The sequence below is a fragment of the Pseudoalteromonas sp. DL2-H2.2 genome, assembly GCF_021532535.1.
Classification (GTDB): Bacteria; Pseudomonadota; Gammaproteobacteria; order Enterobacterales; family Alteromonadaceae; genus Pseudoalteromonas; species Pseudoalteromonas rubra_A.
Genome location: NZ_JAKGBD010000008.1, coordinates 179,051 through 192,501 on the forward strand (window position 1 = coordinate 179,051; position 13,451 = coordinate 192,501).

Below are 13,451 nucleotides of genomic sequence, written 5' to 3' on the forward strand. Positions count from 1 at the left end.
AGTAAAAGCTGAAGCTCCTGACTTGCTTCAGCTCAATCTAGCTTGCGTTGATATTAGCTCGGGTTACCCGTGTTCTTGGCCTTTCTTGAATGAAATATGGCCAGGGCAATATACACACAGGTTGTATAGATATTGATAAATGGCACAAAGGCAACGAGGACCGCAACGGCTTTGCTGTATTGATATTTATAAGCAACCAGTAAGTTGATACCCAAACACAGGCATAACTGCAAGGCAAGTACTGTTGGGGCTAGTGGCAGGTCGCCATTTCTTAGCATCTCTAACATCATTTAAGTCCTTTTAATCGTGAAATACGCCGTATATAGGTTAGTTGGCGTTTCATTGATTGTAAATGATTGTCCTTTTGGGCCTGGCTCAATCAGGCCCAAAAGGTGCAGTGCGCAGGGAGTTTAAGATGGTAAATTACTTTAACTGAGCTTTTAAATAATCGACGGCGGCTTCTAACTGGTTATCTTTTTGCGCTCTGATGCTTTCAATGGTTCTGGGCACCCAGATATCAATTTCAACCCCTGCGTTGATCAAGGGATCGCCGTTAAGCCGGTTAGCGAACATATTAGTGAAGGTGAATATACTATTACTCGCTAAATTTGACGAAAAATCAAAGAAATCCGCGTTAAAAATTTCCCCATTGATACCCGATGTAGATTCTCCGACTACTTTTATGCCGCCAGAGCGGGCAAACACCAGTGCATGCTCACTCTGGCTCTGGCTTTCCCGAGATGCCAATGCAATTGCCGGAATGTTCAGTGCGTCCTGTGCGACACGGATTGTCTGATTAAGACTTTGTATTTGCACGTCACTTTGGTTGGGCGCACCTTGCCAGTAATGGGCGAGTGTATTGTTGACGGCGTCTCGTTGAATAAACCAGCTGAGTACGCCCTGCCATCCTTGCCAGCTGGTCGGGTACTGGCGCATATCCAGTACCACGGCTTTGGCACCATTTAGTTGAGCACGCAATGAGCTAAGGGCTTGCTGTTCGACATTATAGACGTTGACACGATAAATGTTGTCACCCAAGTGTTCCACTGCACCAGAGCCAATGGGTACATATCTCATACCGCTAAACTTGAGCGGGTTATCCCGTTTAAGCGGGATCACGGTTTGCTGAATTTCACTTCCGTCTGGCTTTTTGACTTGGTAGCGAATAGGGGTTTCTGAGGTTTGATATAAATGCCAGCGGGCAGCCCAATTTACGCGGTGCAGCTGGTTGCGAAGCGAATCAGCTGCACGACTTTGCAGGTAGGTTTGTACGGGTTCATCATCAATTGAGAGTATTTCGTCACCAATCTCGATATCCGAGCGATTGTTTTGCTCCGTGCGCGTGACAATGGCTTTTCCTTCGACTATCTCAAATAAGAAGGGCATATAATAATCAAAAGAGGGTAACTCCGGGTCTGGCAACACAATGCTGAGGTGGTTGTCATTTAGTTTGGTAAACTCAGCATAAATCAATGCGTTTCGCTGAGTCAGGACCGGCTCAGTACAGGCGCTCAGTAAGGGCTTAAGGCTTTGCGTCCAGTTGATTTCGACCTGCTGAAAATAAGGCCAGAAGTGCTGGATCATGGCCCACATCCCAGAGACGGTTGCCATACATATTTCCGGCTGCCTGAAATCACTCGTCAGCTGCCAGCGCCCCAGTTGGGAGAAGGTGTCGCCCGTTAGTTGGGTCTGCGTTGGTAGGTATAATGGGAGATAAACGGGTTGCTGGCCATAGTCCAGGCTGATATGGCGGTTGCTGGGTAAATACGCCTGGCTGCTTAGCGAACCGTAGCTGTCCTCGAGCAAGTTTCTCCTATAGGTCACCTGAGAGAAGGGCGCGTTTTGCCGCCAGGCTGCAACCTGTGTTTGTTGATTAATCGTGGGTAACTGGTCCTGCCTGGTTACCAGGTAAGGGGCAATCTGCCGCAATAATTCAATGCCCTTATTGGTTCTGGACTCACCTTCGGTTTGACTTAATTCAACAATACTTTCAGCAATAAAAAGTGGCCAGTCTGAGGCCTGTACTGACTGCGAAGGATAAAAGTATTGTACTGAATGGGCCAGTGTGACGAAGTCTTCTACATCTTCAATCAGTGTGTCATCAAAGACCACATCCGGGCGTGCCTGAGGAGAGTTAGGGAGCTGACTCGTATCTGGAGGAGTAACCGGGCTGGAGCTTACAGCTTGACTACTTTGTTTGTCTTTGTCTCCACTGCCGCCGCCACATGCAACCAGACAGAGGCTGACACAGATAAAAATGAGCTGATTTCGCATTAGACCTTTTCCTTGTTTTTATCGTTATCAGGTACGAAATTAGCGTTAATTTGTGTATATGTAAACCTGTGTCTAGAATGTGAGCCGTGAAAGCATCAGATCGCTGTCGGTGTTTTGCTTGTGGGAATAATAATAAATAAAGGCGTTTTGCTCGGTGTAAAACGCGCTGCTAACAAACTGAGCGGACCCGGGCAATGTTTGCTGAGACAGCAAATTTAGGTGACGGTCGAACTCAAGCAGGCGCTGAGCATCCGGCGCAGTGACTTGCACCAGGATACGCTCGCCCACACTGAAGGCATGGCGTATTTGTCCGCTGTCGGGTTGCCAGCTCATTCCTGTGGACGTTCTGAGCGTATTGTCCTGCCAGCCAACGTGGTGCGTTTTACTTGCATAGATAATGTGTTCGGGGCCCGATAACATTTCTGTTTCGCCCGAATCGATGTGATATACCACCGTACTTGCCTGTGTGGCATGAGTTAGATAAAGCACATCGGCTCCCGGTAAGTCAGAGGTTTGCCAGTATTCAACCCTGGTTATTGGCTGAGCGATGGGTAACGCAGTAAGCGCACGAGTTGCGACGTTAAATTGATACACTTTTTTGTCCGCTGCAAATACCAGTTGCTGTGCATTTGGGTGCCAGATAGCGCGAGATATAAAGTCTTCCCGCCCGGGGTTGGTAAAAATCACTTCGGGTTGATTGTTCTGATCAGTCATATAAAGCTGCGGATAACCGCTGCGGTTCGAAACAAATACCACACTACGGCCAGTGGGTGATACAGATGCAAGGTAGTCTTCATACTTACTGTGTAGCAGCGCCGCGTCCGGGCTTTGGCTGCTGAACACGTTAATGGTTTGATGAGCCCGGCTGGTAAGTAGCTTGTCCTGATATAGGTTTGCATCCAAAACGCCTGCCGACAGAGCGTGTTGAATGGTTACTAGCTGATTATTCGCTGCTAATGCAAACACTGCGGGTTTTAAGCTGTCCAATAATATCAGGCGCTTATGGTGTGAAGACCAGGCTAGTTTATAGCGCCCGTCAAGTTCAGCGTTAATAACGTTGACGTTTAGCGAGTCGGGTTCAATTTTAAGCAGTTTGTTGATTTTTTTGTTTTCAAATAGTGATACATACAAGCCATCGGGCGTAGCGGCCAGACTGACGATGTCGTGTGCTGCTGGCAGGGTCATCAGCGTTTTTAGCTCAAAACTGATTAAGTCCAGTTGCATGATAACACTTTTCTTTGTGTCGGTTTGCGCAGTGTTTGGATGAGCCGCAACAAAGTAGATGGCCGAGCCTGGTCCTTTGAGCAAATGTCTGATGTTGCGCAGGTGTCTGGTTGCCCTCAGGCTGTGCTGTGGTTGAATATCGGATTGCGTCAGCCTGACTCTGATAAGCTTGCCTTCTTCAGAGTCGGTTTGTGCAATCAGCAGCTGCTTGTTCGTCAGCCAGGTAAAGTCGCGGATCTGTACATCGGACAACAGCTGGTCCTTGCCCGGATTTTCGAGTTGCCGTACGACTAATTCTGTTTGCTTATCTGCGCTTTGACGCAAAAAAGCAATCGCCTTACCGTCGGGTGAAAACTGGCCGTTAAATTCTGTCAAAGAGGTAAAGGTAAACGCCTGAGTATCAGAGAGTGTTGGGTGCGGCCTTGAAAAAATATAAGCAGTAATAACAAAGAGTAAGAAAACAAGGCCTAATGCAGATAGCAAGGCTTTGGAGGGCGTTTTAGTGCCGGTTTGAGGCTTTGAAATAGCCGCTTCTAAACTGTAGCCCTGTTTGGCATGTGTAAAGATAATTTCGGGCGACTTGCTGCTGTCTCTGAGCGCTTTTCTTAGCAGTGCAATCAGGCGCTGCAATGAGCTGGGTGAAAAAACGCGACCGGGCCAGATGGTTTCATACAGAGTTTCTTGTGCAATCACCGTATTAGGCTGTCCGGCAAGCACGCATAACAGGGCCATCGCTTTTGGTTCCAGCGAATTTACTCCGTCCGAGTGCTGCACCTGGTTACGCTGTGGGTCAATGATTATGTTGTTGATCACAAATGCGTGCGTTAATTTTTCCATGCTTAACTTATTGAATTATATGGCCTAAGAAATTCCTAAGACAAAAATTAGGACGATTACATCGCCTTCATTGGGTGTTTTTAGTTGTATTGCTGAGCGCAGTCACTCACCTGGATACCGCACAGATAATTTGTCGTTCATACGAGTGAACCTATGAGTGTACCCATGTGGGGCGTATTTAAGCGCTTTTAAATAATAAATACAATGGAGTAAACAAAAATGAAGTTAGTTTGGCTATTCGCACTGTTATGTGCTTCACACTTATCCTGGGGCAATGAAAGGGAGGTTGAGTTAGAGCTTTCCTCAGCGTTATTTAAAGAAACACGTAAGGTGCATATTTCGTTACCTATGGGCTATTTTAATCTGGAGAACAAAGCACGACGCTTTCCTGTGTTATATCTGACGGATGCCCGAGGCCAGATGGACCATGCCGCCAGTATGATCCATTACTTGCAAGGTGGCATTTCCGAAATGATAGTGGTGGGTATTGAGACGCCATCACGCAGTCGGGATTTGAGCCCGTATACAGAAGATGGTCAGGTAATTACCAAACCGGCCAATCATGCGTTGCTGAACTTTATTCGCACTGAGGTGAAGCCGCTGGTCGAGCAGCGTTATCGGACCAATTCGTTCAGTCTGCTCAGCGGTCACTCTCTGGGAGGGCTGTTTACCTTGTACACTATGCTGTCGACCCCTGAGCTATTTGATGTTTACATTGCATTGTCGCCGGCAATGGGCTGGGGCAGTGGTAATATGCTGCCATTCATTGAGCAGCATCCGGAGCGCTTAAAACTGGACAAAACGCTGATCATCGCAACAGAAGCGGATACCCCGTTTGAGAAGCAGATCCCAAACTTTATCCGGCTCAGAAAAAACCTCGATGCACATGCCGGACCTAAACTTAACTGGCATGCCGACCTGTATGAAGCGGAGGATCATATGACCATTGCCCATATTGGCCTCTATGATGCTGTGCGCTATGTATTTCGTAACTGGTGGATCACCGGAGAGAAGATCAAAGGCAAAAAATACGAGTTTGATGCACATTATCAGGGGCTGTCAGAGCGCCTTGGTTATGAGGTCGTGCCTGAGTTTAATGAGCTTTGGGGGCTGAGCAATTATCTGGTTGTTAAAGAGTATATTGAAGAGGCCGAATATATCGTTAATAAATGGATAGCCTATTATCCGGATACCGCAGAGCCTTACGGCATGTTGAGCCGGGTGTTGATGGCCAAGGAGGCGCCACAACAGGCAATGCAAGCCGTGAATAAGGCGATTTCTCTATCTGTGGATGACGCGTCTCAGCTGGCCTGGTTAAACAAGCAAAAGCAGACAATTCAACAAGCTTTGTAATTCAACCCTGCTGCCAGTTACTCAGTGCCTACCGGTAACTGGCGAATGCTGCCTCAAAGTGTGGTTACTGGCACTGTTTAACCAGTGTATTGGTTAAGAACTGATTGACCTGAGCCTGCGTTTCACGGTTAAAGCTGTAGTGACCGCCAGGTAACTCTATATGATCATACGGATAGGCGAAATCAGCCTGTTGAAGGGAGTCGATGATGTTATTTGCCATTACATGAGACGGCCAGATCTCATCCTGTTTGGCTGAGACCAGCAATACTGGGCCATTGGTTTTTTCTACCGGGATCCGCGCAGCATGCAATTTTTCCGTGTCCGCATTGTCCAGTGCTGCAGAAAATGCAGGCGTATATGTGCCAGTGACTACGCCTTTTTGCATTGGCCAGGAAATCAGTGGCGCATCGACATAGGGCAAAGGGGTTTGCTCAAGCTGCCAACCCGGCTGTGAGGAAACCGTTTTTACCGCGTTCCAGCTAACATGGCTGGGCATAACCGCTACCGCATGGTTAATGTGCTCAAAGTGCGCAGCCAGCAGCAGCGCCAGCTCCGCACCTTTGGAGAACCCGTACACCGCAATGCAGTTTGAGTTGATCCTGGGGTCGTCTGCCAGCTTGCTAATTCGCGTGGCAATGTCATCCAGTGACAACGAAATTTGTCTCGATGGCGTGCCCGGCGTCCCAAAATATGCGAGCGACGCAACAGACATACCGTGTTTATGAAAGCTATCCATCAGGGGCTGAAAATGGGGTTTCGCCAGGGTATTACCGCCTTCGCTGCCACCAAGCAGCACAACCAGCGGGTGCGGCTGGCCGTCATCAATAAAGTGGCGCTTCACATCGGGGTCAGTGGCTGAATTGCAGGCACTAAGCAGCCCTGCCAACAGGATCGGCATTATGTTTTTCATATCAGGTTCCTTTGTTTTTTATTGTTTGGGTGAGCCGCAGGGCTCGGTATTAAATCTGTAGTTTTTGCCGCAGCAGCTTTGCACCACTGCGACTGCTGATCACCTGTTGCCCACTGTGCGCCAGCTTGATCAGATACCCTCCGGTAACCCAGCGCTCCAGTGTGCTGATCTTCAGGCGGTTGACAATGGCGTTACGGTGAATGCGAAGAAACACATCCGGCAGTGTGGTCATGAGCTCTTCAAGCGTCAGATCTATGGGGTAAGCGTGCTGCGCGCTATAGGCGATGGCATGGCCGTATTCCAGCTTAATGACTTCAATCTGGCTGGCTTCAATACGTGTTACCTTGTCGCCGACTTTGCTGGTCAACATTAATGGCTCAGTGCCGGGCAAGCCTTGTGCGGCAACCCGAGACAGCGCCAGGGCTAGTCGCTCATTGGTATAGGGCTTGAGCAAGTAATCCGTTGCGCCAAGTGTAAATGCATCTACGGCAAATTCGCTGTAGGCTGTGGTAAAGATTATCTGACCTTTGAATCCGGCTGTTTGTAACTGCTGGCTTAGCTGCAGGCCATTCATGCCCGGCAGATTGATATCAACAAAGACCAAATCAATTTGATAATGGTCAAAATCAGCTAAAAAGCGCGCTGGATCCTCGCCATGATAGACGAGTTGGTAGTGACACAGCTGGCTCAGCTGCGTTTTAAGCTTTTGTAATGCAGGCAGTTCATCTTCGATGATGGCGATATTTAGCATTGTTATTGCTCCAGTACAAACTGCGCTTTGGCGCCACCGTTGGGCAAGTTAGAGAGCGTCAGTTCAGCACTGGCTTCCAGCTTGAGCCGGGAGCGGGTAATCGCCAGGCCCAGGCCTGCTTGGGTATTACCTGCCAACACAGACTCGGGAAAGCCCACGCCATTGTCAGTGACTGAAATGGTTGCCAAACCCTGCTCAAGGTGCGCTCCAATGGTGATGCACAGCGGGCGTTTCTGGCCATGTTTTATGGCATTTTCAATCAGCGGCTGGAGCACCATGGCCGGCAAGGCGAGGCTGAGCAGCGCTTCGTCGACTTTGAACTCAATCTGCAAATTTTCCCCAAAGCGACACTGTTCTATTTCACACCACTTGTGGAGTGTTAAGAGTTCATCAGACAGATTAACGGCGGGCGACTTGCTACGCCCCGATATTGTATGCCTCAGTGAGTAGCGCAGAATAGTTGACAGGTTATGAACCAGCGTTTCGGCTTGCGCCGGACGAGACGAGGTCAGTGCGGCAATGGTGTTTAAGCTGTTAAACAAAAAGTGTGGGTTAAGCTGACTGTGAAGTAACCTGAGCTCAGCCTGCTGGCGTAGTAACTGCTCATCTTTGAGATGTTTTTGGGTAAGGTAAAACTTTGTCAGCACAAATATACCGCTACTCCATGGCAGAGCAATGAACAGCGCCTCTGCTAATTCCAGGGCGCGGATCCCGAGCAGCTGAGCGCGTAGCGCCCCAAATACCAAAGTGCCAGCAAATATGGCCAAATAAAGCAGGCCACATTGTGCAAGCCAGTGTGAGATTGCTACGCGCCGTATCAATACATAACTAACGAGCATAGGCAACCAATACATAAACAGTACAGCAGCCAGCGAGGAGAAGACAATGGGGGATGAGAGCGGCAGTGCGCGCTGCACCCAGTCGGTTAAGCTAATCGACAGGCTCACCATGGCGATGATGGCCAGTGCCATGAGCCGCTCACTACGCTGTAAATAAATTACTGACATCTCAATCCACTAGGTAAAAAATCTACGGATAGTTTACCTTATTTGGGGAGCTCTTCAGTAACAAGCTGAGTGAACAGTTATTTTTCCAGGGTGAATGGTTCCAAACCAATCAATGAGTTAGATAACTCGGTATGCTAGCCGCGATTTAAAATCCTGCGAGTGGCAATGCCGGTTGACGCGGTATCTAGGCTGTATAAGCTGCTCACACCCTGGGCAATGGGCGACATCGAGAATTTGTGCGACAGTGCTGAACGCTGGGCTGTACTGGCGAGCGCCTGGCTAGAGGTCAGCATCAAGTTGCCCATTGCAACGGCCGGGGTGTCTCCCAGAACTTTGGTATTCACCTGAGTCACTGCATCTGTGATCTGACTGTTCACTGCGGTTGGAAATGCCATAAAAAATACTCCTTTGATATGTGAATATGAACCCAAGACAAGCCTAGCCCGTTTCCTGCTGCCCGGCGATTACAGCCGATTACGCATGACGTTAACCATTCTTCTGAGTAGAACAATACCATCGTTTTTTACTTAAATACGTTCTCAATCAACTATGCAATCATGTTCTTGGTCTACAGGCACGCGTGCCTATACTTAACGAAAGAAGTGATCACAGATGTTTAGCTGGTTAAAACACAAGTTGCTGGGAAATGCCCCGGTAACGCACGGAGAAACAAAGATGACGAAAGTACTGGTTTTATATTATTCAAGCTATGGCCATATCGAAACCATGGCACATGCCGTTGCAGAAGGCGCAGGCTCGGTCGAGGGCGCAGAGGTGACGATTAAACGAGTAGCCGAATTGATGCCCGAAGAGGTGGCTAAAAACGCGGGGGTTAAGCTGGATCAGGCCGCTGAAATTGCAACCCCAGCGGAACTGGAGAGCTATGATGCCATTATTTTTGGAACCCCGACGCGATTTGGTAATATGGCGTCGCAAATGCGCAACTTCTTAGATCAAACAGGTGGTTTGTGGGCGGCTGGTAAGCTGATTGGCAAAGTGGGCAGTGTCTTTACCTCAACGGGCACCGGTGGCGGTAACGAAACCACCATTCAGTCCTTCCATACCACCTTATTTCATCATGGTATGGTGGTCGTGGGTTTGCCTTATGCCGCGGCTGAATTAACGGATATTTCAGAAGTCAGAGGTGGCTCTCCACTAGGGGCCGCCTGTATTGCCGGGGCCGATGGCAGTCGTCAGCCATCCGACAAAGAACTCGCACTGGCTAAGTTCCAGGGTCAGCATGTCGCCGGTATTGCCGCAAAGTTAAAGTAGTTCTCCTTGATAAAGCGTAGTGAAATGTCATTGCGCTTTGTTTTTGCTCATATAAACCTCTCCCCTAATCAGACCATACTAGGCCACTTAATTCACAAGTGCTGTAATCAATTCCAGTGCTACTCTCTGGCGTAACGGTTTGTAATGGAATAATTTTGACTTGTCTTTTTCAAGGCGCTTGTACCACAAGGCAAAGCCGGTTTTATCCCAATATAACACCTTCAGCTTGTCCTTGTTTTTATTGCAAAACGCAAACACCTGACCGCTCATAGCGTGCGCAGCCATTGCTGTGCGGTTTTTTCCTGATCTAAAGACTGGAACCATTCAGCAACGCTGGGTAATTGTGACAAGTCAGAAGCGTAGCCTTCTTTAATTAATTGCTGGCGGTCCTCTGTCGTCAGGGCGTGGTACATAGACGCATCGACAAGCAGAGCGACCAGCTCCTGCATCTGCCGGGTTGCGGCGGCTGTTTTTACTTTTTTCATCGGGCAACCGGGCTACGGGTTCAAAGTTGATTTTGAGCATCGCATGCTACTCCTGTTACTAAAGGCTACTCGCCCTCTTGCTCAGTGGCTGGTTGTGCCACAGCATGCTCAAAGGCCTGGTTCTGCTGCATTAGCTGTTGTTCCATATTTTTCAGTGTTGTTTCCATGGCTTGTTGTGCCGCTTCTGCACTTTTTATAGCGGCCAGCTCCTGCTCGGTAAAGACCTGTTTCATATGTGTATTTTGCGCCTCTAGGTGATCAGCTTGCTGTTGTAACTGTGATTGAATCAGGGTGTCCTGATATGTATTTACTGCGCCCTCAGTTAGACCTTGCTCTTCGCTTTCAGCAGTTTGTTTATGTGAAGCTGTGTTTTCGAGCGCCTGGCTAATCAGTGACAGGTGTTGACGCGATTGATCAACAAGTTGTGATGACTGTTGCAATGACTGATCTATTGTTTGTCTGGCACTGGCCAGCATGGTATCTATGTCTGATAAAATGGTGTTTAGTTGAGTTGGCATCACTGCCTGAGACAGCTGTTGAAATGTGGCTTTCTTTGGTTGTCTTGGGTTCATGGTCGTTCCTTTAATTAATCGGCTACTGGCCAATGGTTAAACAGGCTTAAACATCCCTGACTATCGACATTGAGTAGAGCTTCACTGTGGTGCAGATTAAACAAGTAGTGTCGACATTCTCCAGCCTGACAGACATAGCTGTCACTGGCCAGCGTATTTATTAATACACTTTGCAGCGCCGTGAGGTAGTCGTTTGCTGCAATTCTTCCGTGGCTGGAAGTGTTCATAGTTAGCTCCTTTGGTTTGCATTTAATTATTACGACATAGTTACTATTTAATTATTTACCTATTGTGTTTTTAATTTTAATTTTATTTTTATGTTAGCTGGTTTGGTATTACAAGTTATTACACCGCCTGTTATAGCGTCATAGCGAAGGTGCAGTAAGTCTGCCTATTGATGTGTGCTCGTTTTGCCTTTCCTTAGCGATTTGAGCGAGGTGTATTTGTCAGTCTGATACGTCAATTGCTTTTTGCTCGCAATTTGGAATGGCATGTTTAAAGTTTTTTAAATTTTCTTGATCTTTGTTTCACAAGGTCGCGTATTGCTCGAATGTTGACCACCTTGATGGAGAAGAACGTGAAAGCACTAATAAAAATAATGTTAGTAAGTACCCTGGCCTTGCTCGCGGCGTGTTCCGACGATGACAATGACCACGACGTTGTCGTCACACCCACACCAGAAAACTCCGTGTATGATGCAGCCAAGGCAGCTGGCAGTTTTAACACCCTGGTTGCGGCAATCGACGCTGCGGGTTTGACAGCAACGTTAGACAACACCGACAACACCTTTACTGTGTTTGCACCTACCGACGCAGCATTCGCTGCGCTAGGCGAAGACACCATCAATAGTTTGCTTGCTGACCCTGACACGCTAAGCAAAATCCTGACCTATCATGTGCTTGACTCGAAAGTGGCCGCGGAAGCTGCGCTCAGTCTGGCGGGGCAAACCACCACAACGGTAAATGGCGCCAAGCTTGCCTTGTCTTTGTCGGGCGATAACCTGCTGATCAACACCGCAACGGTTACGCAGACTGACATCATGACGGACAACGGCATTATTCACGTTATCGACGCCGTTTTGATGCCGCCAAGCACAGCAACCTCAACCGCGAATATCGCCGAGGTTGCAACACAGGCGGGTAACTTTACGACTTTGCTTAAAGCAGTCGAAACAGCTGGTCTCACCGGCGCGCTAACGGGCGGTGACGACTTGACCGTGTTTGCGCCTACAGATGCCGCTTTTGCTGCGCTGGGTACAAAAACCATCAACACCTTACTGGCAAATCCGGACGTACTGGGTAGCATCCTCAAGCAACATATTGTGGCTGGCAAAGTTGACTCGGTAACCGCGATGTCGCTCAACGGCAAAACCGCTACAACGCTAGAACAAAATCAGCAAAGCGTGGCGATTGATGCTGCAACAGACATGCTTAAGTTCGCCGGTGTGACGGTAACGCAAACCGATATTCCAGCGTCAAATGGCGTGATCCATGTGCTCGATGCGGTAGTTGTAGGCAACATCAGTGTGCCCGAGTCGCTGGGCCTGATCCCTGAAGTGGCAGCGGGTGCGGGTTCTTTCAATACCTTATTAAACCTGGTCACCGCGACGGGATTGGACGCGACGCTGGGTGACCCGACAACCAAATTTACGGTGTTTGCACCGACTGATGCCGCGTTTGCAGCATTAGGCCAGGACACGTTAGATGCATTGGCCGCAGACACAGACAAATTAAAAGACATTTTGCTGTACCACGTGGTGGCAGGGCAGAGCGTAATGTCTGATGCCGCAGCCGGTATTGCCGCGTCAGCTGACAACATGGTGGCGATGGCTAACACCGACAAAAGCGCCCTGAGTATTGTAGATAGCATGCTGTTTATCAATGACGCAGTGATCCGCACAGCCAATGTACAGGCTGACAATGGCGTTATTCACGTTCTCGATAAAGTGATTATGCCGCCAATGGATAAAATAGCGACGGAGAAAACCATTGTGGACGTAGCAATGGAAACCGATGATTTATCAACGCTTGTGACCGCGCTTGGGACTGCCAATCTGGTCGACACCTTATCCGACACCAGCAAGCAGTTTACTGTCTTTGCGCCGACCAATCGCGCGTTCCAGAAAATCCCTGCCGACACACTGAACGCTTTATTGGTCGATCAGGCTGGTTTGACGCAGGTACTTACCCAGCATGTTTTGGGACTGGAAGCGTCTTCTTCTTTGGCGTTCAGCCTAAACGGTAAGCAGGTAGAAACGCTGGCCGCTAACATGCTGGACCTGAAAGTGGTTGACTTTGTCGCCACGGCAAACACAGACAACGACATGGTCGCGTATGATGCGACCAATCAAAGACTGGTGTCTGGTAATGGCGCCGCCATGGCCGGTAAAACGCTTTACGTGTTTGATGACGACCTGACGTTTGCCAACAGTCAGTGTGTCGATGCCTGTGCGACCAACTGGCCGCCGGTGATAGCCACACAAGAGCAGATTGCTAACATTCCTGGTTTGTCGCTGATTGATAGACAGGACGGCGCAAAGCAGGCCGCTTATCTTGGTCGTCCGCTGTATATGTTCGCACAAGACACGAGCCCGGGTGATGCCATGGGCCAGGGCGTGGGCGGAAAATGGTGGCAGGTGAGCTTGCCAACGTCGGGCTTGCAGGTCGAAGGCAGTAACGTTACTCAGGTTGATATTTACACCGCCAATGGCGTGGTACACCTGATTGATACGGTGATCACCACGGTAGATTAATTCCCTTCCTCACT

General features: G+C 48.8%; 14 protein-coding genes. 3 read left to right on the forward strand and 11 right to left on the reverse strand.

Features of this window, described 5'->3' with window-relative positions; genetic code table 11:
- Positions 1-53 precede the first annotated feature (53 nt).
- From L1285_RS15060 to L1285_RS15070, 3 genes are all read right to left on the reverse strand, one after another.
- Positions 54-290, reverse strand: a complete 237-nt coding sequence (locus tag L1285_RS15060) for a hypothetical protein (RefSeq protein WP_235413020.1) — start codon at positions 288-290, stop codon at positions 54-56.
- A 133-nt stretch (positions 291-423) separates the two neighbouring features.
- Positions 424-2,274, reverse strand: coding sequence for a S41 family peptidase (locus L1285_RS15065; protein WP_235413021.1), 1,851 nt, complete (start codon positions 2,272-2,274; stop codon positions 424-426).
- 72 nt (positions 2,275-2,346) lie between these two features.
- Positions 2,347-4,335, reverse strand: coding sequence for a winged helix-turn-helix domain-containing protein (locus tag L1285_RS15070; RefSeq protein ID WP_235413022.1), 1,989 nt, complete (start codon positions 4,333-4,335; stop codon positions 2,347-2,349).
- Positions 4,336-4,554: 219 nt separating this feature from the next.
- Here L1285_RS15070 and L1285_RS15075 point away from each other — a divergent pair, with 219 nt between their 5' ends.
- Entirely contained in the window at positions 4,555-5,688 is a 1,134-nt protein-coding gene (locus tag L1285_RS15075; protein WP_235413023.1) for an alpha/beta hydrolase, read from the forward strand.
- A 64-nt stretch (positions 5,689-5,752) separates the two neighbouring features.
- On the opposite strand, the gene L1285_RS15080 is transcribed toward L1285_RS15075, so the two are convergent.
- The 4 genes from L1285_RS15080 to L1285_RS15095 all read right to left on the reverse strand — a co-directional run bounded on the left by L1285_RS15080 (position 5,753) and on the right by L1285_RS15095 (position 8,751).
- Entirely contained in the window at positions 5,753-6,598 is an 846-nt protein-coding gene (locus tag L1285_RS15080) for an acyl-CoA thioester hydrolase/BAAT C-terminal domain-containing protein (RefSeq protein ID WP_235413024.1), read from the reverse strand.
- 49 nt (positions 6,599-6,647) lie between these two features.
- Positions 6,648-7,349: a LytR/AlgR family response regulator transcription factor gene (locus L1285_RS15085; RefSeq protein ID WP_235413025.1), complete on the reverse strand. Its 702-nt coding sequence runs from the start codon at positions 7,347-7,349 to the stop codon at positions 6,648-6,650.
- A 2-nt stretch (positions 7,350-7,351) separates the two neighbouring features.
- Positions 7,352-8,356 (reverse strand): sensor histidine kinase, encoded by a 1,005-nt coding sequence (locus L1285_RS15090; protein WP_235413026.1) that lies wholly within the window; start codon positions 8,354-8,356, stop codon positions 7,352-7,354.
- Between the two features lie 134 nt (positions 8,357-8,490).
- Entirely contained in the window at positions 8,491-8,751 is a 261-nt protein-coding gene (locus tag L1285_RS15095; protein WP_235413027.1) for a RebB family R body protein, read from the reverse strand.
- Between the two features lie 280 nt (positions 8,752-9,031).
- Here L1285_RS15095 and wrbA point away from each other — a divergent pair, with 280 nt between their 5' ends.
- The gene (gene wrbA, locus L1285_RS15100; protein WP_235413028.1) at positions 9,032-9,628 is read left to right on the forward strand and encodes an NAD(P)H:quinone oxidoreductase; all 597 of its coding nucleotides are present in this window, start codon (positions 9,032-9,034) and stop codon (positions 9,626-9,628) included.
- An 87-nt stretch (positions 9,629-9,715) separates the two neighbouring features.
- Here the strand turns inward: wrbA and tnpB are convergent, their stop codons facing one another.
- The 4 genes from tnpB to L1285_RS15120 all read right to left on the reverse strand — a co-directional run bounded on the left by tnpB (position 9,716) and on the right by L1285_RS15120 (position 10,912).
- Positions 9,716-9,913, reverse strand: a complete 198-nt coding sequence (tnpB, locus tag L1285_RS15105; RefSeq protein WP_235413029.1) for an IS66 family insertion sequence element accessory protein TnpB — start codon at positions 9,911-9,913, stop codon at positions 9,716-9,718.
- Entirely contained in the window at positions 9,895-10,113 is a 219-nt protein-coding gene (locus L1285_RS15110) for a hypothetical protein (RefSeq protein ID WP_235413030.1), read from the reverse strand. The genes tnpB and L1285_RS15110 overlap by 19 nt, the downstream gene beginning before the upstream one ends.
- Positions 10,114-10,178: 65 nt before the next feature.
- Entirely contained in the window at positions 10,179-10,685 is a 507-nt protein-coding gene (locus tag L1285_RS15115; protein ID WP_235413031.1) for a hypothetical protein, read from the reverse strand.
- Positions 10,686-10,699: 14 nt separating this feature from the next.
- Complete coding sequence (locus tag L1285_RS15120) at positions 10,700-10,912, reverse strand: hypothetical protein (protein WP_235413032.1); 213 nt, start codon at positions 10,910-10,912, stop codon at positions 10,700-10,702.
- A gap of 350 nt (positions 10,913-11,262) precedes the next feature.
- On the opposite strand from L1285_RS15120, the gene L1285_RS15125 reads away from it, so the two are divergent.
- On the forward strand, positions 11,263-13,437 hold the full coding sequence (locus tag L1285_RS15125; protein ID WP_235413033.1) for a fasciclin domain-containing protein: 2,175 nt from the start codon (positions 11,263-11,265) through the stop codon (positions 13,435-13,437).
- Positions 13,438-13,451 lie beyond the last annotated feature (14 nt).

Excerpts from the sequence above, each read along its gene's own strand:
- L1285_RS15060 (WP_235413020.1), bottom strand. The coding sequence starts at position 290 with ATGATGTTAGAGATGCTAAGAAATGGCGACCTGCCACTAGCCCCAACA.
- L1285_RS15065 (WP_235413021.1), bottom strand. The coding sequence starts at position 2,274 with ATGCGAAATCAGCTCATTTTTATCTGTGTCAGCCTCTGTCTGGTTGCA.
- L1285_RS15070 (WP_235413022.1), bottom strand. The coding sequence starts at position 4,335 with ATGGAAAAATTAACGCACGCATTTGTGATCAACAACATAATCATTGAC.
- L1285_RS15075 (WP_235413023.1), top strand. The coding sequence starts at position 4,555 with ATGAAGTTAGTTTGGCTATTCGCACTGTTATGTGCTTCACACTTATCC.
- L1285_RS15080 (WP_235413024.1), bottom strand. The coding sequence starts at position 6,598 with ATGAAAAACATAATGCCGATCCTGTTGGCAGGGCTGCTTAGTGCCTGC.
- L1285_RS15085 (WP_235413025.1), bottom strand. The coding sequence starts at position 7,349 with ATGCTAAATATCGCCATCATCGAAGATGAACTGCCTGCATTACAAAAG.
- L1285_RS15090 (WP_235413026.1), bottom strand. The coding sequence starts at position 8,356 with ATGTCAGTAATTTATTTACAGCGTAGTGAGCGGCTCATGGCACTGGCC.
- L1285_RS15095 (WP_235413027.1), bottom strand. The coding sequence starts at position 8,751 with ATGGCATTTCCAACCGCAGTGAACAGTCAGATCACAGATGCAGTGACT.
- wrbA (WP_235413028.1), top strand. The coding sequence starts at position 9,032 with ATGACGAAAGTACTGGTTTTATATTATTCAAGCTATGGCCATATCGAA.
- tnpB (WP_235413029.1), bottom strand. The coding sequence starts at position 9,913 with ATGGCTGCGCACGCTATGAGCGGTCAGGTGTTTGCGTTTTGCAATAAA.
- L1285_RS15110 (WP_235413030.1), bottom strand. The coding sequence starts at position 10,113 with ATGAAAAAAGTAAAAACAGCCGCCGCAACCCGGCAGATGCAGGAGCTG.
- L1285_RS15115 (WP_235413031.1), bottom strand. The coding sequence starts at position 10,685 with ATGAACCCAAGACAACCAAAGAAAGCCACATTTCAACAGCTGTCTCAG.
- L1285_RS15120 (WP_235413032.1), bottom strand. The coding sequence starts at position 10,912 with ATGAACACTTCCAGCCACGGAAGAATTGCAGCAAACGACTACCTCACG.